Below are 25,175 nucleotides of genomic sequence, written 5' to 3'. Positions count from 1 at the left end.
CGGACAAGGGCGAGGTATTACCATCGACCGCGCGCCCTGCCGCCCACCGCCATCATGAACGCCGATCCCGCCGCCCTCCCCGTCTCGACCGCCCAGGAAATGCCCGCCCCCGACGGCCCGCTGTCGCGCGCGCGGCCCGGGCGCGAACGCATCATGGCGGCGATCCGCACCGCGGCGGTCGCCGAGTTCAGCCTGCACGGCCTGAAGGGCACCTCGACCCAGGCCATCGCGGCGCGCGCGGGCCTCACCAAGCCCCAGCTTCATTACTACATCGCCGGCAAGGAAGAGCTCTACGAGGAGCTGCTGATGCAGGTGCTGCATGCGTGGAAGGTGGTGTTCTCGTTCGAGGACGCGAACGACCCTGCCACGGTGCTCGGCGACTACATCCGCAAGAAGCTCGACCACGCCATCGACAGCCCCGAGATGTCGCGCATCTTCACGCGCGAGATCCTCGACGGCGGCCGCAACCTCGACCGCTACTGGCCCAACGCACGGGCCTGGACGCAGAAGAAGGTGGACATCATCAACGGCTGGATCGCGCGCGGGCTGATGCGCCCGCTCGACGCGCGCATCCTGCTGATGCACATCTGGGCCATGACCCAGAGCTATGCCGACTACGCGATCCAGACGCGCGTGATGCTCGGCCTGCCGCCCGACGCGCCCATCGATCGCGAACCGATCGCGCGCGAGCTCGTAGCCTTCGTGCTCAACGGCTGCGGCATCAAGGCCTGAGCAAGCGGCCCTGTCCGGGCCAATCCTTTCTTCTTACTCCTGCGACGCGGTGACTTTCGGCACTGGCGACGCCGCGCCTGCGCGCCTACCTTCGCACGCTCGTTGCCCGGGTTGTCCGGTTGCGGCGAATCACGAACACAAAGGAGAGAGGGATCATGAAAACGAGGATGTTTTTTGCCGCGCTTGCGGCAGCAGTGGCACTGGTGGCCTGCGGCGGAAGCGACGGAGGCGCGGGCTTCGTCACCCTGCCCCCACCCGACCAGAACGCACCGCCACCGCCTCCACCACCGCCGCAGCAGCAGACCAACGCGAAGGTCAGCGGCCGCGTGACGAATGCACTCGACGGCCAGGGCGTCGCGCAGGTCACGGTCGCGGCCGCCGGCGTCTCCGCCGTCACAGGCGACGACGGCAGCTATTCGCTCGCCGAGATTCCGCCGAATGCGTCGGTGCTGCTGAGCTTCTCGAAGGCCGGCATGGTGCCGCAGAGCCGGGCCACGGCCGCGCTGAGCGGCTCGGGCGCATCGACGGTCGTCAACGTGCCGATGCTGCCCGTGGCGGTGACCGAGACCTTCGACGGGCAATCGGCGCACGACGTTGTCGTTCCGGGCTCGACCGCGATGGTCCGCCTGAGCGCCAACTCGCTTCGCCGCCCCGACGGCAGCGCGCCTGGCGGACTGGTGACCGCACGGGTGACGCCTATCGCGCCGGCCAGCGACGTCAACGTGATGCCCGGCAACTACCTCGCCGCCACGGACGGCGGCAGCGCGCCGATGGAGAGCTTCGGCGCGCTCGACGCCAGCTTCACGGATGCCGACGGCACGCCGCTGAACCTGGCCGCGGGCACCAGCGCGACGGTGCGCATCGCCCCGTCCTCGCGCGCCGGCACGCTGCCGCCGTCGGTGCCGCTGTTCTTCTACAACACGGCCACGGGGCTGTGGGTGCAGGAAGGCTCGGCCACGCTGCAAGGCACCGCGCCCAACCAGTACTACGAAGGCACGGTGACGCACTTCACCACCTGGAACGCGGACCAGATCTACAACACCGTGCGAATCAATGGCTGCGTGCAGGATGCGACGGGTGCGCGAGTCGCAGGCGCACTGGTGGCTTCCGAAGGCAAGTCGTACACCGGCCAGGCAACTGCGCTGACCAATGCGAACGGCGAGTTCTCGGTGGCCGTGAAGCGCACCAGTTCGGCCTTCGTGGTCGCCACCACCGCCAGCGAGATCTCCAATGCGCCGACGGTGAACGTCGCGGACGAGGACGTGCCGCTGGGCAGTTGCCTCGAACTCACGCGCTCCGCGCTGTCGATCAAGCTGACCTGGGGCGAGCGCCCGCGCGACCTCGACTCGCACACGCTGGGCGCCAACGCCGACGAACACGTTTACTACAGCGACAAGGGCAGCCTCGCGGCCGCGCCTTTCATCGCGCTCGACGTGGACGACGTCGACAGCTTCGGCCCCGAAGTGACGACCTTCGCCAAGCTGGCCAAAAACCGCACCTACCGCTTCTACATCCGCAACTTCTCCGGCACCTTCGATCCGGGACAGACCGGCTCTCCTGCGCGGGTCGAGGTGAGCAACCGGGGTGCGCAGACGGTGTTTTCGCCGCCCGCCGGTGAAAGCAGCAGCACGGACTACTGGCATGTCTTCGACGTGCGTACGGATGAAGCCTGCAATGCGTCGATCGTTCCAGTGCAGCAGTTCCTGGCCGATCCGCCGGTGTCGCTCGATACGAGCGGCAACGCGCAGTATTGCAACTGACGCGACGGCGCGAGCACGCGCCCGTCCTACAGCCCGTGCACGACCCAGGTGTCGCCCGGCGCTGTAGGCACGCGCAGCGTGTTCTCGCCGACGCGCGCAAAGCGGTACTCGTGCCCGCCGAGCACGATCGACTTCATGTTGGTCCAGACGCGGTAGTCATACCCCTCGGCGGTCGGCGTGACTTGCAGCACGCGGAACACCGGCAGCACGACTACTGTGATGCGCACCCGCGCCGTCGCGGAATTGCTGCCGAAGCCGCTCTCCGCCACGCACAGCATCGGCGCGAGCAGCAACGACGCGGCCAGCGCACAGCGCGCCGATTGAAGCCAATTTCCCGTCATAAGGCCCGATCCGTCCGAAGAACATGAGCTTCGGGCGCTGCATCGGCGCCCGACCTCCGGATATCGGCGGAAACGGGAAGAAGTGCAGGGCTCAGGCGGCTTTTTTCTCAGCGGTCCTTCCGGACCCAGAAGGCGACATCCAGGGCAAGGCCCCTAATAAGTCACCGTCACCCGCGTCGCGTTGCTGCCGTCGCCGGCCGGAGCGGCTGCGGCCTGCGGCGCAGCGCCGCCCGTGGTCGACGCCATCGCACCGATCGCGCCGCGCCAGGCGGAGCCGAGGCTGTCGCGGCCATCGGCATCGGTGCCAGCCACCATGAACGTTACTTCTCCGACCTTGTCGAACCGGTATTCGCGCCCCTTGATGAGCACCGACGCCATGTTGGTCCAGACGCGGTACTCATGCCCGCCCTTCACGGGCGTGACCTCGAGCACCTTGAAGGTCGGAAGAACGACCATCGTCAGGTTGAACCAGCCCGTGGCGCTGTTCGTGCCGCGCGTCGGCTCCGCGGAACTGAGCTGCAGCGGCAGTGGCAGCAGGAGCAGCAGCACGCCGACGGCGGCCAGCGGTGGCACCGTTCGCGGTGATTGCAGCGCAGCCGCCCTTGCAAAGCGCCTGTTTCCGGACATGGGAACTCCTCCTCGCAACCTGGATGGGAGGCATCGCATCGATGCCCAACCCGGTTTATCGGCAGAGTCTCGGGAAAATGAAGGCAGTCCGGGCGCTATTCTTCGCGCATTGCCTGCAATTTGCCAGCAGGCTTTTCCGTGTCGGCACAGCCGCCGGTGCAGCTCAGTAGGTCACGCCGACCGTCACGACGTCAAGGTAGCTGTCCGGCCGCACGTTGACGCTGGCGCCCAGAACGCGGCCATACAAAGTCAGCGCCTGGACCTGGCCGGTGCCCGTGCCCGCGACGGTGTTGGTTCCCGTGACGCCGCCCCAGGGACTCGTGCGGGCGGCATTGCTGTAGAGCCGGTAGGCCACCGTGTCGGTGTTGCCGGGCACGCCTCCGGTCGGCGTCATCGCCCCTGCACCGGTGGTCGCGTTGTTGGATGGCGTCAGCGCGACCGTGTAGGCCGTGGGCGTCGTGCAGGTGACGTTGATGGTGCTGGTCTGGTCGATGTTGGCCCCGCCCGGGAGGCCCGCGACGGAGCCGAAGTTCAGCGGATCGGCCGTGACCAGGCAGCTCTTGGCGATGGTCGCGCTGACGATGAAGGCGAACTGGTCCGCCACCGCCGTGCCGCATGTCGTCGGCGGGGCGTTCGTGCTCGACGTCAGCGTGATCGAGGTATGGATTCCGGCGAAGTTGTCCTGGTACGCGCCCGGAGGCACGGTGGTCTGCAGGGCAATCAGCTCCCCTCGCATCGTGGTGCTTCCCGAGGAGGTGGTGGACCGGGCAGGAATGGCGATGTTGATGGTGTACGGGTTCGGCACCGCGGCGTTGCCGCTCGAGCCCCAGATCGTGCTGGTCGTCCCCTGGTAGAGCTGGAACTTCAAGGAGTCGCCCGCGCCGCTCTTCATGACGCGCGGATTGAAGTTCGTGAGACCTTCGTTGCCATCGCCGATGTTGAAGCAGACCCTCGCGTACTCGGTAGTGTTGGTGTTGCCGGTCTTGGTGCAGGTGTAGCTCAGCGTGGCGGTGGCGGGCGTGGGCGTGCCGCCGGCGACCAGGTCGACCGTGCCGAAAGCCACGGCCGTCATCGTCGCGGTGCAATTGATTGACGCCTGCGCGCTGCCCGCCGACAGCAGCCACAGCAGTGCGCAGAACAGAGGCAGGCGCAGGGCGCGCAAAGTACTGGTCAGAAGACTCATGGCGTCTTGGCCTCCCTGGCGCAGCGCAGCGGCCCGATCTGCGGGATTGCCACGCCGTCCTTGCGATAGTCGAAGCTGGTCCGGCAGGCGCCGCCGGGCGTCTGCACATCGAGCGTGTTGTGGGCCTGGAGCGATTCGAGATACACCGCGCCATCGAAGCCGACCAGCGCCGGCTCGCCATCCTGCCCATTGGCGCGCACGCGGCTCCCCAGCGGCAGGGGCTTGCCCGCCTCGTCCACCAGCAGCAGCGCGGCCGCGCTGACCGGCGTGATGCCGAATCGCACCATCGTGCCGGAGCGGTCGCTCGGCGTGGCGACCGTTTTCACGCGCTCGATCTTCACGTCGGCGGGCAACTGCATCGGATCGATCGACAGCTGGTTGCTCTGGTAGGACCGCAGCGGCGCCACCAGCAGCATGCCCTTGTCGTCCGTGGTGCCGATGTCCCGGTTCTCCAGCCTCACGGGCACGCCGGCAATGCCGTCGGTGGAGACCACCGCAAAGGCATCGTCGATGCGCCGGGCCGCGAAGGGCTGGCCGCCCATGAACGCGATCGAACCGGTGGCGCCGGCGTAGGCGTAACGGTTGTCGCCGAGCACGCTGATGCCGGCCATGGCGCGGCCGTAGCGGCCCAGGTAGTCGATCTCGGCCTGTCCGCCGTTCTGGCCGCCGCCCTGGCGCAGGCCGGCGCGCCAGCCGATGCCGCCGTCGCCCGGCATGGAGCTCTGCGCATCGGCGGTGTAGACGGTCTGGCCGTGGTCGCGCTGGATGCCGGCGCTGGCCGTGACATTGCCGTCCAGCGCCCAGGTAAAGCCGACGAAAAGGCTGCGCTCCCGGCGGTTGTCCAGGTTCTGGTTGAGGCTCACGTTCATCGAAGCACTTTTTCCGATCGCCCTGAACCAGTAGACGCTCGCCATGCGCGTCGCCTCCTGCGCCGGATAGCGCAGGTAGAGGTAGCTTAGGCCGAAACTGCCGAAGTCCTTCGTGGTGTAGCCGATCGACGCCCGGCCCGAGCCGCGCGGCGGCGGGCTGCCGTAGAGAGATGCGACATCGCGGTATTCCCCGCGTGTGCGAGTGCCCTCGACTGCGAAATTGAATTGGTTGTCGCGCCAGCTGTAGCCCAGGTTGAGCAGCGAGCCTCGCTCTCCTTGGTAGCTGCTCTGTGCCACAGCACCGGCAAGTACGCCGCTTTGGCCGAGCAGCCAGGCGCCGCCAACGCCACCCTTGACCAGCCCTTTGGTGGCCTCGCCGTGCGCCTCCAGCGTGAAGCCGTTGCTCACGCCATAGCGCCAGGTGCCGGTGGCGGCGGGATCGCTGCCGTAGTCGGACGAGCGCAGGCCGTAGTTCTTGCGCACCATGCCCAGGTCGACGGACCAGTCGGACAGGCCCTCCTGCAGCAGCCGTTGCGTGTCGTACAGCGAGAAATCGAGCGTCGTGGCACGGCCGAAGGCATCGGTAAGAACCACCTGGGCGTTGCCCGCGCCGTTGATGCTCGGAACTGTGTTGAGCTGGAAGGGCCCCGCCGGGACCTGGCCCGTGTATTGGCGCAGGCCGTTGATATAGAGCTCCACCTGCGAGGGCAGCGCGGCCGCCCCCAGGAACGCCGGCAGGGGAGTGGTGGTGCGATAGGGTTGCAGCGAAAAATTGCGCGAAAGCTGGATGCCGCCGATCCGGGTGGAGCGCGACCACGGCAGCGATGCGGTGGTGGTGTCGCCCACGCGGAGTGTCAGCATGTCGTCTGGGAACGACTGGCTCCAGGTGGAGTCGAGCCGGACCGACTCGTGCGTCCAGTCTTCGTTGTCGACGCGGGACGCGCGCGACATCATCGTGCTGCTGAACACGCTGCTTCCGCTGAACGCGCGCACTTCGGCGAGCGCGTTGAGGCTGGAGTTGTTGCCCCGGCCCTGCGTGCCATACAGGTCGTAGTTGAGCAGCAAGCCGGGCGAGGCGCTGGCCTTCGGCGAGACAACCGTCGATGTGTTGACCACGGTCGTGGGCAGGCGCAGCACATCGGCGGAGGCATTGATTGCAACGCTCTGGCTTGCGGCGTCGTACGTGACTTTCACACCAGGAAGGCTCTTGAGCCTTACGGGGTCGGAAACGCCCGCGGGCAGAACGAAGCCCAGTTGCCGCAGCGTGCTGGCGCTGGCCCAGAGCTCCTGGCCGCGCAGGCCGAAATGCACCAGGCCCTGGGGATTGCCGTTGAGGCTCAGTTCCAGATAGAGGTCGCTGCCGCCCTGGCCTGTGAGTTCGCCCTCCGCTGCGGATGCGACCAGCCATGAGCCGGAGCCGGCTGCGGCGCCCTCCGCCTGAGCGGCCAAGGGCATCAGACCGGAAAGAAGCAGCAGTGGCAGCAGGCGTTCAGCGGACGCGTTGAAGCGGCGGAATTTTTTCCTGCGTCGCGTTGCCATTGATCTTCGTTTCCAGGACGCCGCCTGAAGCAAAGGCCTCCGCGGGTGTCTTCAAGGGCCAGCGCATGCTCGCGCCCGGCAGCACGTAGCCCATCAGGCCGCCGTGTACCGCGGTGCGCTTGCCGGCGAAATCGACAAAATCCAGATCGGCAAGCTGGGCGTGCATCCCGCCGCCGTTGGCGACTTCGAGCACCGCCTGGCTGCCTTCGCGGCGCAGCGACCAACTGAGCTGGGGCGCGGCCGGCTGCGCGCCGGCGGCTGCGATGAAGATGGGCACCGAATAGCGCAGCACGAGCTGCAGGCCCTTCTTTTCCTTCATCTCGACGGGCAGCTCATCGATGATGACCCGGTACGAGTTCTCAACCGCGCCGGCGGGAACCCCGGTGCGGATGACGCGGATCAGCTGCCGCTCGGACGGGGCCAGCTGCACCATCGGCGGGCTCACGAGGAGTTCGCGCGAGGGTGTCAGCTTTTCGGCTCCGTTCTCCTGCGACCACTGATAGACCCGCACCTGGGCGTGCACCACGTCGTCCCCGGTATTGCTGAGCCAGAGACCATCGGCGTTCTGCGTGGCCTGAAGCGTCAGCGTGACCGGAGAAACCTGCAGCCCGCTCGCCGAAGCGACCGCGTGAGCCAGGGCAAACGCGAGGGCAAAGGTGTAGCGAAGCAAGCGGTGCACGGGCAATCCAGGCAATCGATCAGTAGTTGACCTGGACGGTCACGGTGTCGAGGTAGGCGCCGGGCGTCACGTTGACGCTCGCGACCGTGGCCCACACGGGGATCGACTGAGCCGCGCCGGTGCCGGTGCCGGCCACGCCATTGCCGACCGCGACGGGCGTGGCGGTGTTGCCCCAGATCGGACCGGTGGCGCTCACCGAGCGCAGTTGGTAGGCGATGGTGTCAGGGCCCGCCACGACGGGGCTCATCACGCCGGCGCCGGTGGTGTTGTTGTTCGAGGGCAGCAGGCCGATGTTGTAGGGCGTCGACTTGGAGCAGGTCACGCTGATGTTGTTGCTGGCGGACAGGGCGGTGGCGGTGGAAGCGACCGAGCCGAAATCGATGTTCGATGCCGCACCTGCCGTGACCGAACAGGCCTTGGTCACGGTGATGAGGACCTGGAACGTGGAGGTGGCCGTTGCGGCTACCGCCGCGCTGGTGGCCATGGCGGCAAGGACGGCTGCAACGATGAGGGAAGGTTTTTTCATGAGGAATGCCTACAGGTGTAAGTAAGACGGAGCTCTTGGTGAATCGAACGGAAAATGAAGTCCAAAGTTCACAACCTTGGAAGTGTGAATTTTAGTTAACAATTAGAAGAATGGGTGTGCAAGTGTTACGTAAAGCGTGGGGCCTTCGCTCTTCTCGTTGTGTTTTTGCAGACTTCCGTGACTTTTGTTACGGAATCCGACCGACCTCGGAGGCGGCCTTTCGACCTAACGTCGCCTGATCGCCACGTAGAACCAAACCGGTGCACCCGCACTGGCACGTCGCTTGCATAACCTGACCACTTGCTCTGATTAAGCGGTCAAACACACCATGCGCGTGCTCGTCGTCTACTGCCATCCGGTTGAAACCAGTTTCCACGCCGCCCTGCACCAGGAGGTGCTGAAGAACCTGCGCGCCGCCGGGCACGAGGTGGACGACTGCGACCTTTACGCCGAGGGCTTCAACCCGGTGCTGTCGCGAGAGGAGCGGCTGGGCTACCACGACGTGCCGGCCAACCAGCTGCCGCTGAAGCCCTATGTGGAGCGGCTGCAATGGGCCGAGGGCATCGTTTTCTGCTTTCCGACCTGGTGCTTCGGCCTGCCGGCGATGCTCAAGGGCTACTTCGACCGGCTCTTCATGCCGGGCGTGGCCTTCGACATCAGCGACCCGGCGAACGTGAAGCCGATGCTCACGCACATCAAGCGCATCAGCGCCGTCGTTACCTACGGCCGGCCGCGCTGGATGGCGATCTACATGGGCGATCCGCCGCGAAAGATCGTCACGCGATACATGAAGCGGCTGACCGGGCAGCGCGCGAAGGTGGACTACCACGCCCACTACCACATGAACATCGCGACCGAGCCCCAGCTCAAGCGCTTCATGGCGCGCGTGGGGCAAGCCATGGCGCGTTTCGCATGAACGCGTCCTCGCTCCTCGACAACGTGCGGCTGCCGCGCTGGCTGCTGCCCACGGGCTGGCCGCAGCGCGACGGCGTTCCCATGCTGGCGCGCATTGCGATCGAAGCCGGCCGCGTGCAATCGGTGCAGCCCGTCACGTCCGCAGCGCCGTCGTCACCGTCAGCCTGGAACCTTGCCGGCACACTGGCCCTGCCCGGCTTCGTCGACGCCCACACCCACCTCGACAAGGCCTTCACCCTGCCGCGCATGAAACAGGTGCAGCCCGGCCTGCTCGGCGCCATCGACGCGATGCTGAGCGACCGCGTGCACTGGACGCCCGACGACGTGCGCGAGCGCGCCGCGCGCGGCCTGCAGTGGGCCTGGGAGTGCGGCACCACCCACGTGCGCACGCACGTCGACTGGTGGGAGCCCGACTCGGTGCCGATGGCCTGGCCCGTGATGGCCGAACTGGCGCAGGAATGGGCCGGCAGGGTGCGGCTCGAACAGGTGAGCCTCATCAAGCTGGCGCTGTTCGAAGACGCGGCGCAGGCGATGCGCCTCGCAAAGCAGGTGAAGGCCACAGGGCCGCATGCGTTGCTCGGCGGCTTCGTTCACTCCACCAACTGGAGCGAGAACGCGCTGCGCAACCTGCTGGTGTCGGCGCAGGCCTGCGATCTCGACATCGATCTGCATGTCGACGAAGAACTCAACGCCTCGGCGGTCGGCCTGCAGACCACGGCGCGCATCCTGCGCGAGATCGGCTACGAAGGCCGCGTGGTCTGCGGACACATCTGCGCTCTCGCTGCCCAGCCCGAGGCGCAGGCCTTCGCCACGCTCGATGCGGTGGCGCGTGCGCCGATCACGGTCGTCTCGCTGCCCGCCACCAATCTGCTGCTGCAGGACGCCGTCACCGGCCGCACGCCACGCCAGCGCGGCATCACGCTGGTGAAGGAAGCACGCGAGCGCGGCATTCCGCTGCTGTTTGCCAGCGACAACGTGCAAGACCCTTTCTGCCGGCTTGGCAGCTTCGACCCCGTGGAGGCGCTGGGCACGGCCGCGCTGGTGGCACAGCTCGACGAGCCCTTCGACACCTGGTCGCAGGCGCTGTGCCGCCGCGACTGGCTACAGCGCGCACCAGCGCCCGCCACGCCCACGCTGGTGGGCCGCGCCGCCGACCTGGTGCTGTTCACGCAGGCCGACCGCCATGGCTGGCCCTCGCGCACCGCCACCCGCGTGGTGCTGCGCGATGGCCGCGTGACGCACGGCGACGCGACGCCCTTCCTTCCCCGGTAACGAACGAACGCACAAGGATTCCCCATGCTCCACGGCTACATCCCGCCCCACCGCTTCCTGCCCTATCTGAGCTGGACTGAAATCGCCGCGCTGCCCGACCGCGAGAACACCGTCATCGTGCTGCCCTGCGGTGCCATCGAGCAGCACGGGCCGCACCTGCCGTGCTCGGTCGACAGCGTGATCTGCTCGGGCGTGATGGGCAAGGCACTGGAGAAGCTGCCCGCCGAGGTGCGCGCCTTCGCGCTGCCGACCATCACTTATGGCAAGTCGGAAGAGCACCTGCACTTCCCCGGCACCATGACGCTCACGGGCACCACACTGCTGTCGACGGTGATCGAGATCGGCGAATCGGTGTACCGCTCGGGCTTTCGCAAGCTGCTGTTCGCCAACGGCCACGGCGGCCAGCCGCAGGTGCTGGAAATGGCAGCGCGCGAACTGCGCCTGCGCCACGGTGACTTCGTGATCGTGCCGCACGGCGTGTCACGACTGCCAAGCGCTGCCAGCAAACAGGTGAGCGAGCAGGAGAAAAAGCTCGCGATGCACGCCGGCCATTCCGAAACCGCGCTGATGCTCGCGCTCGCGCCCGACACGGTGCACATGGAGCGCGCAGTCGCCAACTTTCCGCCGCCCTTCCCGATCAAGCTGCTGTCGGCCGACGGCCGCCCGGCCTGCGCATGGACCGCGCGCGACTTCGGCCCCAGCGGCGTGATCGGCGACCCGACCACGGCCACGCGCGAGCAGGGCGAAGCCATTCTCGACACGCTCTCCGACAGCTGGGTGCAGGCGCTGACCGAGCTGTACGCGCTGCGCTGGGTCGTGCGCGAAGAAGCCACCTGGGAGCGCGGCCATCAGCAGGGCTTCATCCAGCAGAGCTTCCAACCGGCCTGAGGTGGGCCTGAGCCCGCTTCTTGCAACGGCCACTTCGCTTTCTCGCTTCTTCTTCCTTCAACTCCCTGCCCTCTAGAGGTTTCCACCATGCGCTCCTTCGCACTGTCCCTGGCCGGCGCCGCCGCCATCGCCTTCCTCGCCGCCGCGCCCGCGCAGGCCGAGGACAAGTTCACCTACATGACCAACTGGTACGCGCAGGCCGAGCACGGCGGCTTCTACCAGGCAGTGGCGCAGGGCATCTACAAGAAGTACGGCCTCGACGTGACCATCAAGATGGGCGGCCCGCAGGTCAACATCACGCAGATGATGGCCGCCGGCCAGGCCGACTGCATCATGGGTTCGAGCGACATCCAGATGATGCAGGTGCGCGAAGGCGGCGTGCCGGTGGTCAACGTGGCGGCCTTCTTCCAGAAAGATCCGCAGGTGCTGATCGCCCACGACGACGTGAAGAAATTCGAAGACCTGAAGGGCAAGACGCTGCTGATCGGCGCGCAGGCGCAGCGCGGCTACTGGCCCTGGCTGAAGGCCAAGTTCGGCTTCACCGACGAACAGACGCGGCCCTACACCTTCAACATCCAGCCCTTCGTGGCGGACAAGAACACCGCGCAGCAGGGCTACCTGACCTCCGAGCCCTACGCCATCCAGAAAGCAGGCGTGAAGAGCACGGTGCTGATGTTCAGCGACCACGGCTTCCCCGCGTACGCGACCACCGTGTCATGCATGGATAAAACGGTGAAGGAGCGCAGCAAGCAGGTCGCCGCGTTCGTGAAGGCCTCGGCCGAGGGCTGGAAGAGCTACCTCGCCGACCCAGCGCCCGCCAACGCGCTCATCAAGAAAGACAACCCCAACATGACCGACGATCAGCTGGCCTACAGCGTGGCCAAGCTCAAGGAGATGGGCATGGTCACCGGCGGAGACGCGGCCAAGCTCGGCATCGGCGTGATGACGGATGCGCGCTCCAAGGCGAGCTACGACTTCCTCGTGACTGCGAAGCTGCTCGACCCGGCCAAGGTCGAACTGGCGAAGACCTACACGACCGAGTTCGTGAAAGACGCCAAGGTCCTGCCCTGACGAGCCTCAGCCTTTCATGAATCGCATCGAACCTCACACCCTCGCGCCGCCAACGGCGCCTGCCATGCCCGCGGTGGAAGTGCTCTCGGCCGAGAAGACGTACCCCAACGGCACGCAGGCGCTGCTGCCGGTGGACTTGTCGATCGCCGAGGGCGAATTCGTCACGCTGCTGGGCCCCTCGGGCTGCGGCAAGAGCACGCTGCTGAAGATGGTGGCGGGCATGCTCGAACCCAGCGACGGCCGGCTGCTGGTGTGGCGCAGGCCCGTGGCGCAGCTTCACGATTGCCCGCACAAGCTTTCGTTCGTGTTCCAGTCGCCCACGCTGATGCCGTGGGCCAGCGTGCGGACCAACGTGCGCCTGCCGCTTGACCTGGCCGGCGTGCCGCGCAAGGAGGCCGATGCGCGGGTGATGGAATCGCTTGCGCTGGTGGGACTCGAGAAGTTTGCCGATGCGCTGCCGCGTGCGCTCTCGGGCGGCATGCAGATGCGCGTGTCGATTGCGCGCGGCCTCGTCACGCAGCCCGACCTGCTATTGATGGACGAGCCCTTCGGTGCGCTCGACGAAATCACGCGCCACAAGCTCGATGCCGATCTGCTGGAGCTGTGGCGCAAGAAGAAGCTCACGGTGATCTTCGTGACGCACTCGATTCACGAGGCGGTGTTTTTGTCGAGCCGCGTGGTGATGATGGCCGCGCGGCCGGGCCGCGTGGTGGAAGAGTTCCGCATCGACGAACCCTATCCGCGCAGCGCCGACTTCATGGTGACGCCCGAGTTCGCGCGCTACGCCAAGCGGCTGCAGGACAGCCTGCTGCGCGCCAGCAGCACCGACGAGGAGACCTCGCGATGACGAAAGTGAAAGCCACGCCCCTGCTGAACCAGCCGCGCGTGCAACGCGTGCTTTACCCAGTGCTGATCGGCGTGGTGCTGGTCGCGCTGTGGCAATGGATGGTGGTGGCAATGGAACTGCCACCCTACCTCGTGCCCTCGCCCTACCTGATGATGCAGACGCTGGTGACCGACTGGGCGCCGCTGGGCAATGCGCTGCTGGTCACGCTGAAGATCACGGTGCTGTCGTTCCTGCTGGCCACCGTGGCGGGGGTGCTGATCTCGTTCCTGTTCGTGCAGAGCAAGCGCATCGAGACCGCGCTCTTTCCGTACGCAGTGCTGCTGCAGGTGACGCCCATCGTGGCGGTGGCGCCGCTGATCATCATCTGGGTGAAGAACCCGGTGGCCGCCATGACGGTGTGCGCGGCGCTGGTGGCGCTGTTCCCGATCATCAGCAACACCACGCTCGGCCTGCGCAGCATCGACCCCGATTTGCAGAGCTACTTCAAGCTGAACCGCGCGACGCGCTGGCAGCAGCTGGTACGGCTGCGCATTCCAAGCGCGCTGCCGTACTTCTTCGGCGGGCTGCGCATTTCAAGCGGCCTTGCGCTGATCGGCGCGGTGGTGGCGGAGTTCGTGGCCGGCACAGGTGGCTCGGGCGCGGGGCTCGCGTACCAGATTTTGCAGGCGGGCTTCCAGCTGAACATTCCGCGCATGTTCGCGGCCCTGCTGCTCATTTCTCTGACCGGTGTCGCGCTCTTCGTACTGATGGCCTGGCTGACCAAGCTGGCGCTGGGCTCGTGGCATGCGAGCGAACTTTCCCAGGATTGAACCTTGACCATGAATGCTCCCACCCTCACGCTCGACAGCGCCATCGAGCAGTTGCTGCTCGAACTGCCCGATCTCGACTGGATCACCGATGAAAGCCGCGTCACGCGGCTCTCGCAAGACTTCTCCTGGTTCAGCCCCGTACTCACGCGCCAGCTGAAAGACAAACGCGCCGACGTGGTTGTGCGCCCGCGCACCGAGGAAGAGATTCGCGCGGTGGTCGGTGCCTGTGCGCGCCGCTGCGTGCCGATCACCATCCGCGGAAGCGGCACCGGCAACTACGGCCAGACCACCCCGCTGGCCGGCGGCGTGGTGCTCGACATGACGGGCTACAACACCTGCCTGTGGGTGCGGCCCGGCGTGGCGCGGGCGCAGGCCGGCATCCGCCTGGGCGAGCTGGAGAAGCAGACGAAGCCCACGGGGCAGGAGATGCGCTGCGTGCCCTCGACCTACCGCAGCGCAACGCTGGGCGGCCTGTTCGGCGGCGGCTTCGGCGGCGTGGGCTCGATCAACTATGGGCCGCTGGGTGCGCCGGGCAATGTGCTCGGCATTCGCGCGATGACCATCGAGGCCGAGCCGCAGGTGGTCGAGCTGCGCGGCGCCGAGGCGATGCGCATGCACCACCTGTGGGGCACCAACGGCCTCGTGCTGGAGCTGGAAATTGCGCTGGCGCCCGCGCATCCATGGCTCGAAACGCTGGTGACTTTCGACGACTTCGAGAACGCGCTGAACTTCGCGGACAAGCTCGCGCACGCGCCGGGCATCATCAAGCGCGGCATCTCCTTCTTCGCAGCGCCGATCTCCGACCACCTCGCGCAGCTGGCCGCGCACCTGCCGAAGGGCTGCCACACGGTGCTGTCGCTGGTGGCCGAGTCGAGCGAGCCCGCGATGATGCTGTTGGTAGAAGCGCACGGCGGCACCGTGAGCTACCGCAAGACGGCCGACGAGGTGCAGAAGAGCAACCGCACGCTGATGGAGTTCACCTGGAACCACACGACGCTGCACGCGCTGAAGGTCGACCCGACGCTGACCTACCTGCAGAGCGGATTCATTCCCGGCAAGCATGTCGAACAGGTCATCGAGATGGAGAAGCTGCTAGGCGGCGAGGTGATGATGCACATCGAGTTCCTGCGCAACGTGGCGGGGCTCATGACCTGCAGCGGGCTGCAGCTGGTGCGCTTCAGCACTGAAGAGCGGTTGAACGAGATCATCCGCATCCATCGCGAGCACAACGTGCACATCAACAACCCGCACGTGAACATCGTGGAAGACGGCAAGGCCGGCGGGCCGTTGCCGCCCGAGGTCATCGCAGTGAAGAAGCGCTTCGACCCGATGGGCCTGCTGAACCCGGGCAAGCTGCGCGACTGGCCGGTGAAGGCTGCGCCCGCCGCCTGAGATTCAGCGCCGGCGGCGGCCTTGCACGAAGGCTGCTGCCACGATGGCCATCGCCAATATCCACAGCGGCCAGAGGCCGAATGGCGCCACCCAGCGCGCATAGGGCGTGAGGCCCCGACGGCCCTCGACGCTGGCTTCGAGCACGCCGCGCGTGAGGCGCGGCAGTTCGTGCGTCACACGGCCTTCGGCGTCGATCACGACCGTGGCGCCGGTGTTGGTGGAGCGCACCATCGGCCGCGCGAACTCGAGGGCGCGCATGCGCGAGATCGACAGGTGCTCGTCGATGGCGACCGAGTCGCCAAACCACGCGATGTTGCTCACGTTGAGCAGGATGGTGGGCGCCGTGGCCTCGTCGCGAAAGTTCGCGCCGATCTCATCACCGAACAAGTCTTCGTAGCAGATGTTCGGCGCGATGCGCTGGCCCTGCCAGACGAAAGGCGCCTGCGCGAGCCCGCCGCGCTCGAAGTCGCCGAGCGGGATGTTCATCATCTGGATGAACCAGCGGAAGCCCAGTGGAATGAACTCGCCGAAAGGCACAAGGTGGTGCTTGCTGTACGTGTAGGGCTGCGCAGCGCCGGGCTGGAAGCCGAGCACCGAGTTGCTGTAGCTGCCTTGCCCACCCATCGGCAGGCCGACGATGGCGGCTTGCGTGCCCTGGCTGTAGCGCGCTTGGATCGCATCGAGGTAGCCGGCCGGCAACTGCTGCGGTAGCAATGGCAAGGCGGTTTCGGGCGTCACGACGAGCGAGGCTCTGGCATCGCGCAACTGTTCGCCGTACCAGCGCAGCGCAGTTTCTATGCCGCCGCCGGGAATGAATTTTTCGTCCTGCGGGATATTGCCTTGCAGGAGCGCGACCTGGAGCTTGCCGGTCGAACCCTTTGCGCCTTGCACGTCGCCATTCAATGGTGGCACTAAGTGCGGCACCGCGAACACCAGCGCGATCAGCACCAGCCCCTGCGCAAGCTCCAGGCCGCGAACGGGTCGATGCAGCGCGACCAGCGCAACGACCAGCGCAGCCGCGGCACCAATGCCGTAGACACCGACCCACGGCGCGAGCGCGGCCAGCGGACCTTCGACATGCGCATAGCCGCCAGCGCCCCACGGAAAGCCCGTGAACCAGCTGCCGCGCACAAGCTCGGCCAACGTCCACAGCGCAGCGAAGACGAGCGCGCCCGTTACCCGCCCCTTCGGACCGCGCATCGCGAACCAGGCAGCAGCCACGGCGTAGTACAGCCCGAGCGCTGCGGCCAGCGCCAGCACGGCGATGGCCGCGAGCGGCGCCGGCAGCCCGCCGTAGGTGTGCATCGAAATGAAGAGCCACCAGAAGCTGCCGGTGAGCCAGGCGGTGGAGAACAGCCAGCCATGCAGGCCGGCCCGACGCCAGCCCGCGCCCTGCGCCCGCAGGCCGTCGAGCAGCCACACGAACGCACCGAGCGACAGCAGCTGCAGCCACCACAGCGGCTTGCCGCCCACGGGCGAAGCCATCGAAAGCGCCTGCGCGAGCCCTGCGACACCGAAGCCGAGCAGGCGGAACAGATTGGCGGAAGAGGAAGCCGGCGCGCCGCGCATCAGTCGGCCGCGTCGCCGCCGCGGGCCGGGGACACCTTGAACCAGCGCACCGCGCCGCCCTTGGTGTGCAGCACCACGAAGTCGAAGCCGCCGATCGCATGGTGCTCGCCGCGCTTGGGCACGTGGCCCATCTCGTGCGCGATCAGGCCGCCGATGGTGTCGAAGTCTTCGCTGAGCTGTTCTTCGTCGAAGACGATGCCGAAGGCCTCGGCCACGCGCTCGATGGGCGTGTCGCCCGAAACACGGTAGGTGTGATCGGCAAGGCCGAAGATGTCGCCCTCGTCTTCCGCAATGTCGAACTCGTCCTCGATCTCGCCGACGATCTGCTCGAGCACGTCCTCGATGGTGATGAGCCCGGCCACGCGGCCGAACTCGTCGATGACGATGGCCAGGTGGTTGCGGTTGCCGCGGAACTCGCGCAGCAGGTCGTTCAGGCCCTTGCTCTCGGGCACGAAGGTGGCCGGGCGCAGCAGCGCGCGGATGTTCAGGCCCGGCGCGCGCTGCAGCTTGAGCAGGTCTTTCGCGAGCAGGATGCCGATGATGTTTTCTTTTTCGCCCTCGTACACCGGGAAGCGCGAGTGCGCGGTGTCGATGATGAGGTGCAGCAGTGCATCGAACGGCGCGTCGATGTTCACCAAGTCCATGCGCGGCGCGGCGACCATCACGTCGCCGGCGGTCATGTCGGCCATGCGCAGCACGCCTTCGAGCATCACGCGCGACTCTGCGCCGATCACCTCGTTGTCCTCGGCGTCCGCCAGGGTTTCGATCAGCTCGTCGCGCGAGTCGGGACCGGGGTGGATGAATTCGGCGAGCTTCTGGAGAAAGCCGCGCTTGTCTTCCCGTTCAACGGGAGCGCGTTCAGGGTGAGGGTCGGCCACTGCGGGAGGGCTTAGTTGAGGAGGGACAAGGATACCGGATTGCGTGTGACACGCTCTACCCCACGGCCGGCATAAGCCGGTTGGGGGCGCCGCGTTCCCTCAGGGAGCCGATTTTTTTCGGGCGTCGCGCATGCCGCTGCGCACTTCCTGCAGGCTGGCCAGGAAGGCCCAGAACTGCTTGGCGCGGCTCTTGAGCGCGAAGTCGACCGCGGCGTAATGCTCCAGGGCGATCTCGCTCATGCGGCTGTCGAAGGTGGCGCTGGGCAGTTCCAGGTGGGCTTCGGCTTCGGAGCCGCTGCGCACCACGGTGGCGCCGGCGTTGCGGGCGATCTTCAGCATGGCGGCGTTTTCGCTCAGCGCATGAATGAAGAGCATGCCCACGCCTTCGTTGCGGGCCACGACCACGGCGCGCTCGAACAGGCGGGCGCCGTAGCCCCGGCCGCGAGCGTGCGCCGAAACCGACACGCCGAATTCGGCGCAGTCGCTGTGCTCATCGCCGGGCGCGAAGGCCAGGTGCGCCATCGCGATCAGGTCGAGGCGGCGGTTGTAGATGCCGAAGAGCTCGTCGCGCTCGAAATCAAGGCTGTCGACGTAGCGCTGGACCTGTTCGTCGGCCGCCGCGTAGCCGAAGCGCAGGTAGCGGTCGTGCGGGGTGAGTTCGAGCAGGTGGCGGGCGATGCGCTCCCGTTCGCGCGGGCCGATCGAGCGGATCGGCACCATGACGGGTTGAGGCGCGCTGACGGCGCGTGGTTGCGCTTCAACCATCGGCGCTTTCAGGAAAGAGCCGAGGCCGAGAGACGCTTTGAGAAGGGTCTTGGCGGTAAGCATGGCTCAAATGTAAGGGTTTTCCCTTAAACAACAAGTCCACAGGGTCAATCGCGGGACACATTCGTGAACCAGCACCGAGGGACGTGGCGCTCACGCAACCAGATGTAGCTAAACCGGAACAGCTGTTGTGGCTTTGACACGGTCCAGCACGAAGCTGGTCTTGCAGTCTTCCACGCTGGGGTGCTTGAGCAGGGTGTCCATGATGAAGCGGCTGTAGTGGGCCATGTCGGCCACCACGACGCGCAGCAGGTAGTCCATGTCGCCGGTGAGCGCGGCGCATTCGACCACCTCCGGCCAGGTCTGCACGCTGGCGCGAAACAGGTCCATCGGGTTGCGCTTGTGGGTCTCGGTGTGCTTTTCGAGCCGCACGTTGAGGTAGGCGGTCAGCCCCAGGCCGATGGCTTCGGGCTGGACCAGGGCCACGTAGCGGTCGATCACGCGGTGTTCTTCCAGGCGCTTGACCCGCCGCAGCACGGCGCTGGGCGACAGGCTCACCTGCTCCGCGATCTGGTCGTAGGTTGCGCGCCCGTCTGCTTGCAGCGTGCGCAGAATCATCCTATCAATCTTGTCTAGAGCTTCCATTTCATCATTCTTGCAGTTTTACTGCGCAAGAGCCACCATGAGCGCCCGGAAACGCAGAAAACCTGAGAGGCATCCACCCTACATTGCATGACCGGCCGATTTAGCGCCTTATTCATTCAATTTCCACCCCACCGGAGACCGCACATGAGCCAAGCCGACGCACCCGCCTTCACGCCCTGGGAGAACCCCATGGGCACCGACGGCTTCGAATTCATCGAGTACGCGGCACCCGATCCGGTCGCCATGGGCAAGGTGTTCGAACGCATGGGCTTCAAGGCCGTGGCCAAGCACCGCCACAAGAACGTGCTGCTGTACCGCCAGGGCACGATCAACTTCATCCTGAACGCGGAGCCCGATTCCTTCGCGCAGAAGTTCGCTCGCGAGCACGGCCCGAGCGTGTGCGCCATCGCCTTCCGCGTGCAGGATGCCAAGCAAGCCTACGAACGCGCCACGGCACTCGGCGCATGGGGTTTTGCCGACAAGGCCGGTCCCGGCGAACTGAACATTCCCGCCATCAAGGGCATCGGCGACAGCCTGATCTACCTGGTGGACCGCTGGCCCGGCAAGAACGGCGCGAAGCCCGGCGACATCGGCAACATCGGCTTCTACGACGTCGACTTCGAGGCGTTGCCAGGCGTTGCGCCGGAGCAGGCGCTTTCGCCGTTCGGCAACGGCCTGACCTACATCGACCACCTGACGCACAACGTGTATCGCGGCCGCATGAACGTCTGGGCCGGCTTCTATGAAAAGCTCTTCAACTTCCGCGAGATCAAATACTTCGACATCGAAGGCCAGGTGACGGGCGTGAAGAGCAAAGCCATGACCAGCCCCTGCGGCAAGATCCGCATTCCGATCAACGAAGAGGGCAAGGAACAGGCTGGCCAGATCCAGGAGTATCTGGACATGTACCGAGGCGAAGGCATCCAGCACATCGCGATGGGCTCGGACGACCTCTACAGCACGGTCGACGCGCTGCGCACCAACGGCGTGACGCTGCTCGACACCATCGACACTTACTACGAGCTGGTCGACAAGCGCATCCCTGGCCACGGCGAGAGCGTGGAAGAGCTGCAAAAGCGCAAGATTCTGATCGACGGCAAGAAGGACGCGCTGCTGCTGCAGATCTTCAGCGAGAACCAGCTGGGCCCGATCTTCTTCGAGTTCATCCAGCGCAAGGGCGACGACGGCTTCGGCAACGGCAACTTCAAGGCGCTGTTCGAAAGCATCGAGCTCGACCAGATGCGCCGCGGCGTGCTGAGCGCCGCAAAATAAGAGCCCCTTCCCTTATTGCTTCTGGAGCCCGCATGCGCAGCTTTACGTCTTCAATCGGTTTGACCTTCATCGCGGCAGCTGCCGCCGTTCTTTCGGGTTGTGCCATGGCTCCGGCGGCCGCGCCGGTGGCCGGCTCGCACCTCGATGCGGTGCAGAAGGCCGCGGTGCTGCGCATCTGCACGCCGGGCGATTACAAGCCCTTCAGCTTCCAGAAGACGGACGGCGCCTTCGAGGGCATCGACGTCGACCTGATGACTGGCTTCAGCGCCAGCCTCGGCGCGAAGCCCGAGTGGGTCAAGACCACCTGGGCCAACCTGCTGCCCGACCTGAGCGCCGGCAAGTGCGATATCGCCGTGGGCGGCGTGTCGGTCACCACCGACAGGCAGAAGCGCGCCTTCTTCAGCGCCCCCTACATGGTCAACGGCAAGACGCCCATTGCGCGCTGCGCGGACGTGTCCAAGTACCAGAGCGTGGCCGCCATCGACAAGCCGTCGGTGCGCGTCATCTTCAACCCGGGCGGCAGCAACGAACGCTTCGCCCGGACCAATTTCAAGCAAGCCAAGCTCACGCTGCACGGCGAGAACGTGACGATCTTCGACGAGATCCTCGCCAACCGTGCGGACGTGTTCGTGACCGAAGCGGCCGAGGCCATCACGCAGCAGAAGCTCAAGCCGGGCCTGTGCGCGATCAACCCCGACAAACCGCTGCAGTACGGCGAAATGGCCTGGATGCTGCCGCGAGACGACGTGGCCTTCAAGTCGTATGTCGACCAATGGCTGCACCTGCAGCAAGCCGGCGGCGACTTCCAGCGCACGATGGACCGCTGGCTCAAGTAACTCAAGACCGATCTCATGGAAACCCCTGCCGCTGTTGTCACCCCTGCCGTCTATGGCGCCTCGGACCGCCCGCCCCGCGGCGACTACTCGCGCGGCGGCGCGGTGCTGGCCGACTACACCTGCCCGCAGGACTGGGCCAGCTATACAGAGGCCGATCACGACACGTACCGCCGGCTCTATGAGCGCCAGGCAGCGCAGTTGCCGGGGCTGGCCTGCGACGCCTTCATCAAGGCACTGCCTTCGCTCGGCGTGAAGGACCGCATCCCGCGCTTCGAGGAACTCAACGAACGGCTGCACCGCGCAACGGGCTGGGAGATCGTGGCGGTGCCGGGGCTGATTCCGGAGTTGCCGTTCTTCACGCTGCTCGCGAACCGCAAGTTTCCGGTGACCGACTGGATCCGCAAGCCCGAAGAGTTCGACTACATCGTCGAGCCCGACGTGTTCCATGACCTGTTCGGCCACGTGCCGATGCTGTTCGACCCGACCTTCGCCGATTACGTGCAGCGCTACGGCGCAGGCGGCATCAAGGCGCACGAACTGGGCGCTGGCGAGAAGCTCGCGCGGCTCTACTGGTACACGGTGGAGTTCGGGCTGATCCGCCAGCCAGACGGCCTGCGCGCTTACGGCGCCGGCATCCTGAGCTCGGTGGGCGAACTGAAGCACGCGGTGCTCAGCGACGAGCCGCGCCGGCTGCCGCTGGACCTGCTGCGCACCATGCGCACGCGCTACAAGATCGACACCTACCAGGCCAACTATTTCGTGATCGACAGCTTCGCCCAACTGTTCGACTTCACGGCGCCTGACTTCACGCCGTTGTACGAGTCGCTGAAGGTCGAGTCCGACATCGAGGCTGGGGTGCTGCTGCCGGGCGAATCGGGCAAGGCCTGAAATCCTGAAGGGATGATTGCAGCCGCGCAGCTATCGCGCGCGCGACAGCACACGCCCGCTCCCTAGGACAAGCCCGCTGGCGGCGGAGGCGCACTGCCTCCCACAATCCGCGCCAAAGGAGCTTGCATGCAGACAACATCCGCGCAACAAAACTATCCGGCCGGCGTACCGCACGAGATTCATCCCGAGCAGTACCGGTCGTTGCCTCACATGTTCGACGAGGCCTTCGGCCGTTATGCCGGCCGGCCGTTCTCAGTCTGCATGGAGCGCTGGATGTCCTACGGGGAGCTCGACACGCTGTCGAAGGCAATGGGCGCCTGGCTTCAGTCGCGCGGGCTCGAGCCTGGGGCGCGCGTGGCGATCATGCTGCCCAACATTCCGCAGTTTGCGGTCACCATGTGCGGCGTGCTTCGTGCGGGCTACACCTGCGTCAACGTCAATCCGCTGTACACGGCGCGGGAGCTGGAGCACCAGCTGAAGGACTCCGGGGCAACGGCCATCGTCATCCTCGAGAACTTCGCGGCAACGCTTGAAAAGGTGATCGAGCGCACGCCCGTGAAGCATGTGGTCATGACGTCGATGGGCGACCTGCTGGGTGGGTTGTACGGCGCGTGGATCACTGTGGCGGTGCGCCATCTGGCGAAGCTCGTGCCGGCCTACAAGTTGCCGTTGAGCGATGGGCGCACGGTGACGCCCTTCACCCAGGCCATTTCCGAAGGACGCGGCCGCACGCTGGGGCCCGATCAGAGCACGCTCGATTCGATCGCGTTCCTGCAGTACACGGGCGGCACGACCGGCCTGTCGAAAGGCGCGGTGCTGACCCATCGCAACATCGTCGCGGCAACGCTGCAGGCCGAGGCCTGGTTCACGCCGGCGCTGTCGCGGGCCGGTGACCTCGCGAAGGTCAACAGCATCGCGGCGCTGCCGCTGTATCACATCTTCGCGCTGACGCTGTGCCTGCTGGTGATCCGCCAGGGCTCACACATGACGCTGATTCCGAACCCGCGGGACTTCAACAAGTTCATTGCTGTGCTGAAGAAGCGGCCGTTCCACATGCTGCCGGCGGTGAACACGCTGTTCAATGCGCTATTGATGCACCCAGAGTTCAGATCGATCGACTTCTCGACGCTGTTCGTTTCGCAGGCGGGCGGCATGGCGGCCTCGGAAGGTACGGCGCGCAAGTGGTTCGAGGCCACCGGCTGTCCGATGATCGAAGGCTGGGGCATGAGTGAGACCTGCGCGATCGGGACGAACAATCCGGTATCGAACACCAAGTTCACCGGGACGATCGGGCTGCCATTGCCCAGCATTGAGATCGCGATCAAGGACGATGACGGAAATTCGCTGCCGATTGGCCAGTCTGGCGAGCTCTGCATCAAGGGGCCGAACGTGATGACGGGCTACTACAACCAGCCCGCCGAGACTGCAGCAGCGTTCACCACGGACGGCTTCATGCGCACCGGCGACATTGCCGTGATGCAGGAAGACGGCTACAGCCGCATCGTCGACCGCAAGAAAGACATGATTCTGGTGAGCGGCTTCAACGTGTTCCCGAACGAACTCGAGAACGTGATTTCGTTGTGCCCTGGCGTTGTGGAGTGCGCGGCGGTGGGTGTGCCTGATGAGAAGCAGGGCGAGGCCATCAAGGTCTTCGTGGTCCGCAGGGACCCGACGCTGACCGAAGATGTCGTGCTCCAGTACTGTCACTCGCAGCTCACGGGCTACAAGCGGCCGAAGCACATCGAGTTCCGGGAATCGCTGCCGAAAACCAACGTGGGGAAGATCCTGCGCCGTGAGCTTCGCACCGCTGCAGTCGCCTGAATGAGTCATTCGTCGGCGAGCGCCGGGCTGCCGGCGAATGTCATTGTGTTCGAGCGAGGATGGTTGTCTTCGAACAATGTTCTGTTCGTGGGCGATGAAGAGACAGCTGTGGTCGATACGGGGTATGCGACGCATGCCGATCAGACCTTGGCCTTGGTCGAATCGGTACTGAAGGAGCGGCCGCTTGATCGCATCCTGAATACGCATCTCCATAGCGACCATTGCGGGGGGAACGCGGCGCTGCAGGCGCGCTATCCATCGGCTCGCACGGACATTCCGCCAGGCGAGGCTGCATTGGTGGAGCGTTGGGATCAACGCGGGTTGAGTTTCCTGGCGACGGGGCAGACGTGTCCACGATTTGGCTTTACAGGGTTGCTGCAGCCTGCGACGGAATGCGTGCTCGGGGACAGGCCGTGGCAGGTGCACGCCGCACCAGGCCACGATCCTCATTCGGTCATTCTGTTCGACGCGGAATCACGGACGCTGATTTCAGCGGATGCCTTGTGGGAGAACGGATTTGGCATTGCGTTTCCCGAGTTGGCCGGCGAACCGTCGTTCGAAGATGTGGGCGCTACGTTGGATCTGATTGGGGAACTTGCACCGAAGCAGGTGATTCCGGGGCATGGCGCTGTTTTCGATGACGTCGATAAGGCTTTGTCCGTCGCGCGTCGGCGACTCGATGGCTTGCAGCGCGATCCCGTGAAACACGCACGGCACGCCATCAAGGTGTTGATGAAGTTCAAGCTGCTGGAGGTGCAATCGATCTCTGCCGCGGATTGGAATACCTGGCTGCGGAGTACCGCTTATCTCGAAGCCATTCGATCACGCTTTTTCGGCGCTGTCGATTTAGATCAATTGACTAAGGAGATCTTGGCGGAATTGGTTGCCGCAGGCGCAGCTGAGATGAGCCCTCCAGGTATTCGCAATACCTAATTCGCTTCCTGATTGCCTCCTCCAAAGCAAAAACCCCCAGTCATTTCTGACTGGGGGTTTCTGGGCTGTAAGAGCCTGACGATGACCTACTTTCACACGGGAACCCGCACTATCATCG

The 25,175-nt window shown here is 65.8% G+C and carries 24 protein-coding genes; 14 read left to right on the top strand and 10 right to left on the bottom strand.

All coding sequences use genetic code 11. From position 1 onward, the window contains the following. Positions 1–54 precede the first annotated feature (54 nt). Together BMW87_RS20425 and BMW87_RS20420 are read left to right on the top strand one after the other, a co-directional pair. Positions 55–732: a TetR/AcrR family transcriptional regulator gene (locus BMW87_RS20425; protein WP_176929073.1), complete on the top strand. Its 678-nt coding sequence runs from the start codon at positions 55–57 to the stop codon at positions 730–732. Positions 733–887: 155 nt separating this feature from the next. Further along, positions 888–2,492, top strand: a complete 1,605-nt coding sequence (locus BMW87_RS20420) for a carboxypeptidase regulatory-like domain-containing protein (protein WP_093078317.1) — start codon at positions 888–890, stop codon at positions 2,490–2,492. Positions 2,493–2,518: 26 nt separating this feature from the next. Here the strand turns inward: BMW87_RS20420 and BMW87_RS20415 are convergent, their stop codons facing one another. The 6 genes from BMW87_RS20415 to BMW87_RS20390 all read right to left on the bottom strand — a co-directional run bounded on the left by BMW87_RS20415 (position 2,519) and on the right by BMW87_RS20390 (position 8,256). Then, on the bottom strand, positions 2,519–2,833 hold the full coding sequence (locus tag BMW87_RS20415; protein WP_093078316.1) for a hypothetical protein: 315 nt from the start codon (positions 2,831–2,833) through the stop codon (positions 2,519–2,521). 153 nt (positions 2,834–2,986) lie between these two features. Continuing rightward, positions 2,987–3,460: a hypothetical protein gene (locus tag BMW87_RS20410; RefSeq protein ID WP_093078314.1), complete on the bottom strand. Its 474-nt coding sequence runs from the start codon at positions 3,458–3,460 to the stop codon at positions 2,987–2,989. Positions 3,461–3,623: 163 nt separating this feature from the next. Continuing rightward, positions 3,624–4,643, bottom strand: coding sequence for a Csu type fimbrial protein (locus BMW87_RS20405; RefSeq protein WP_093078313.1), 1,020 nt, complete (start codon positions 4,641–4,643; stop codon positions 3,624–3,626). Further along, on the bottom strand, positions 4,640–6,967 hold the full coding sequence (locus tag BMW87_RS20400; RefSeq protein WP_093078311.1) for a fimbria/pilus outer membrane usher protein: 2,328 nt from the start codon (positions 6,965–6,967) through the stop codon (positions 4,640–4,642). Before BMW87_RS20400 ends, BMW87_RS20405 begins: the two co-directional genes overlap by 4 nt. Positions 6,968–7,001: 34 nt before the next feature. Then, on the bottom strand, positions 7,002–7,730 hold the full coding sequence (locus BMW87_RS20395) for a fimbrial biogenesis chaperone (RefSeq protein WP_093078494.1): 729 nt from the start codon (positions 7,728–7,730) through the stop codon (positions 7,002–7,004). A gap of 19 nt (positions 7,731–7,749) precedes the next feature. After that, entirely contained in the window at positions 7,750–8,256 is a 507-nt protein-coding gene (locus BMW87_RS20390; RefSeq protein WP_093059846.1) for a Csu type fimbrial protein, read from the bottom strand. Positions 8,257–8,584: 328 nt separating this feature from the next. Between BMW87_RS20390 and BMW87_RS20385 the strand changes: the two genes are divergently transcribed. The 7 genes from BMW87_RS20385 (at position 8,585) to BMW87_RS20355 (ending at position 15,450) form a co-directional block, all read left to right on the top strand. After that, entirely contained in the window at positions 8,585–9,172 is a 588-nt protein-coding gene (locus BMW87_RS20385; protein ID WP_093059844.1) for an NAD(P)H-dependent oxidoreductase, read from the top strand. Beyond that, complete coding sequence (locus tag BMW87_RS20380) at positions 9,169–10,443, top strand: amidohydrolase family protein (RefSeq protein ID WP_093078310.1); 1,275 nt, start codon at positions 9,169–9,171, stop codon at positions 10,441–10,443. Before BMW87_RS20385 ends, BMW87_RS20380 begins: the two co-directional genes overlap by 4 nt. A 24-nt stretch (positions 10,444–10,467) precedes the next feature. Then, positions 10,468–11,331: a creatininase family protein gene (locus BMW87_RS20375; protein ID WP_093059840.1), complete on the top strand. Its 864-nt coding sequence runs from the start codon at positions 10,468–10,470 to the stop codon at positions 11,329–11,331. 87 nt (positions 11,332–11,418) lie between these two features. Next, a complete protein-coding gene (locus BMW87_RS20370; protein ID WP_093059838.1) occupies positions 11,419–12,402 on the top strand; it encodes an ABC transporter substrate-binding protein in 984 nt (327 codons plus the stop codon). 16 nt (positions 12,403–12,418) lie between these two features. Then, positions 12,419–13,249: an ABC transporter ATP-binding protein gene (locus tag BMW87_RS20365; protein WP_093078308.1), complete on the top strand. Its 831-nt coding sequence runs from the start codon at positions 12,419–12,421 to the stop codon at positions 13,247–13,249. After that, positions 13,246–14,058 (top strand): ABC transporter permease, encoded by an 813-nt coding sequence (locus BMW87_RS20360; protein ID WP_177142370.1) that lies wholly within the window; start codon positions 13,246–13,248, stop codon positions 14,056–14,058. Before BMW87_RS20365 ends, BMW87_RS20360 begins: the two co-directional genes overlap by 4 nt. 9 nt (positions 14,059–14,067) lie before the next feature. Further along, positions 14,068–15,450, top strand: a complete 1,383-nt coding sequence (locus tag BMW87_RS20355) for an FAD-binding oxidoreductase (protein ID WP_093078306.1) — start codon at positions 14,068–14,070, stop codon at positions 15,448–15,450. A 3-nt stretch (positions 15,451–15,453) separates the two neighbouring features. On the opposite strand, the gene lnt is transcribed toward BMW87_RS20355, so the two are convergent. The 4 genes from lnt to BMW87_RS20335 all read right to left on the bottom strand — a co-directional run bounded on the left by lnt (position 15,454) and on the right by BMW87_RS20335 (position 19,307). Next, positions 15,454–17,019, bottom strand: coding sequence for an apolipoprotein N-acyltransferase (lnt, locus tag BMW87_RS20350; protein WP_093078305.1), 1,566 nt, complete (start codon positions 17,017–17,019; stop codon positions 15,454–15,456). Continuing rightward, positions 17,019–17,897, bottom strand: coding sequence for an HlyC/CorC family transporter (locus tag BMW87_RS20345; protein WP_007836122.1), 879 nt, complete (start codon positions 17,895–17,897; stop codon positions 17,019–17,021). The genes lnt and BMW87_RS20345 overlap by 1 nt, the downstream gene beginning before the upstream one ends. Before the next feature lie 99 nt (positions 17,898–17,996). Next, positions 17,997–18,725: a GNAT family N-acetyltransferase gene (locus BMW87_RS20340; protein WP_093059830.1), complete on the bottom strand. Its 729-nt coding sequence runs from the start codon at positions 18,723–18,725 to the stop codon at positions 17,997–17,999. 108 nt (positions 18,726–18,833) lie between these two features. Further along, positions 18,834–19,307 carry an Lrp/AsnC family transcriptional regulator gene (locus tag BMW87_RS20335; protein ID WP_093059828.1) on the bottom strand — a complete coding sequence of 158 codons (474 nt, stop codon included), beginning with the start codon at positions 19,305–19,307 and terminating at the stop codon, positions 18,834–18,836. A 144-nt stretch (positions 19,308–19,451) separates the two neighbouring features. Here BMW87_RS20335 and hppD point away from each other — a divergent pair, with 144 nt between their 5' ends. The 5 genes from hppD (at position 19,452) to BMW87_RS20310 (ending at position 25,057) form a co-directional block, all read left to right on the top strand. After that, a complete protein-coding gene (hppD, locus tag BMW87_RS20330) occupies positions 19,452–20,579 on the top strand; it encodes a 4-hydroxyphenylpyruvate dioxygenase (RefSeq protein WP_093059826.1) in 1,128 nt (375 codons plus the stop codon). A gap of 32 nt (positions 20,580–20,611) precedes the next feature. Then, positions 20,612–21,415, top strand: coding sequence for a transporter substrate-binding domain-containing protein (locus BMW87_RS20325; RefSeq protein ID WP_093059824.1), 804 nt, complete (start codon positions 20,612–20,614; stop codon positions 21,413–21,415). A 15-nt stretch (positions 21,416–21,430) separates the two neighbouring features. Then, positions 21,431–22,303 (top strand): phenylalanine 4-monooxygenase, encoded by an 873-nt coding sequence (phhA, locus tag BMW87_RS20320; RefSeq protein ID WP_093078303.1) that lies wholly within the window; start codon positions 21,431–21,433, stop codon positions 22,301–22,303. Positions 22,304–22,429: 126 nt separating this feature from the next. After that, positions 22,430–24,124 carry an AMP-binding protein gene (locus tag BMW87_RS20315; RefSeq protein ID WP_093078302.1) on the top strand — a complete coding sequence of 565 codons (1,695 nt, stop codon included), beginning with the start codon at positions 22,430–22,432 and terminating at the stop codon, positions 24,122–24,124. Then, a complete protein-coding gene (locus BMW87_RS20310) occupies positions 24,125–25,057 on the top strand; it encodes an MBL fold metallo-hydrolase (protein ID WP_093078300.1) in 933 nt (310 codons plus the stop codon). Positions 25,058–25,175: the final 118 nt, after the last annotated feature.

It is taken from the genome of Variovorax sp. OV084 (genome assembly GCF_900111625.1).
Taxonomy (GTDB): Bacteria; Pseudomonadota; Gammaproteobacteria; order Burkholderiales; family Burkholderiaceae_C; genus Variovorax.
The sequence above is the reverse complement of the archived record's forward strand: the minus strand, read 5'-3'. Positions and strand labels throughout refer to the sequence as shown.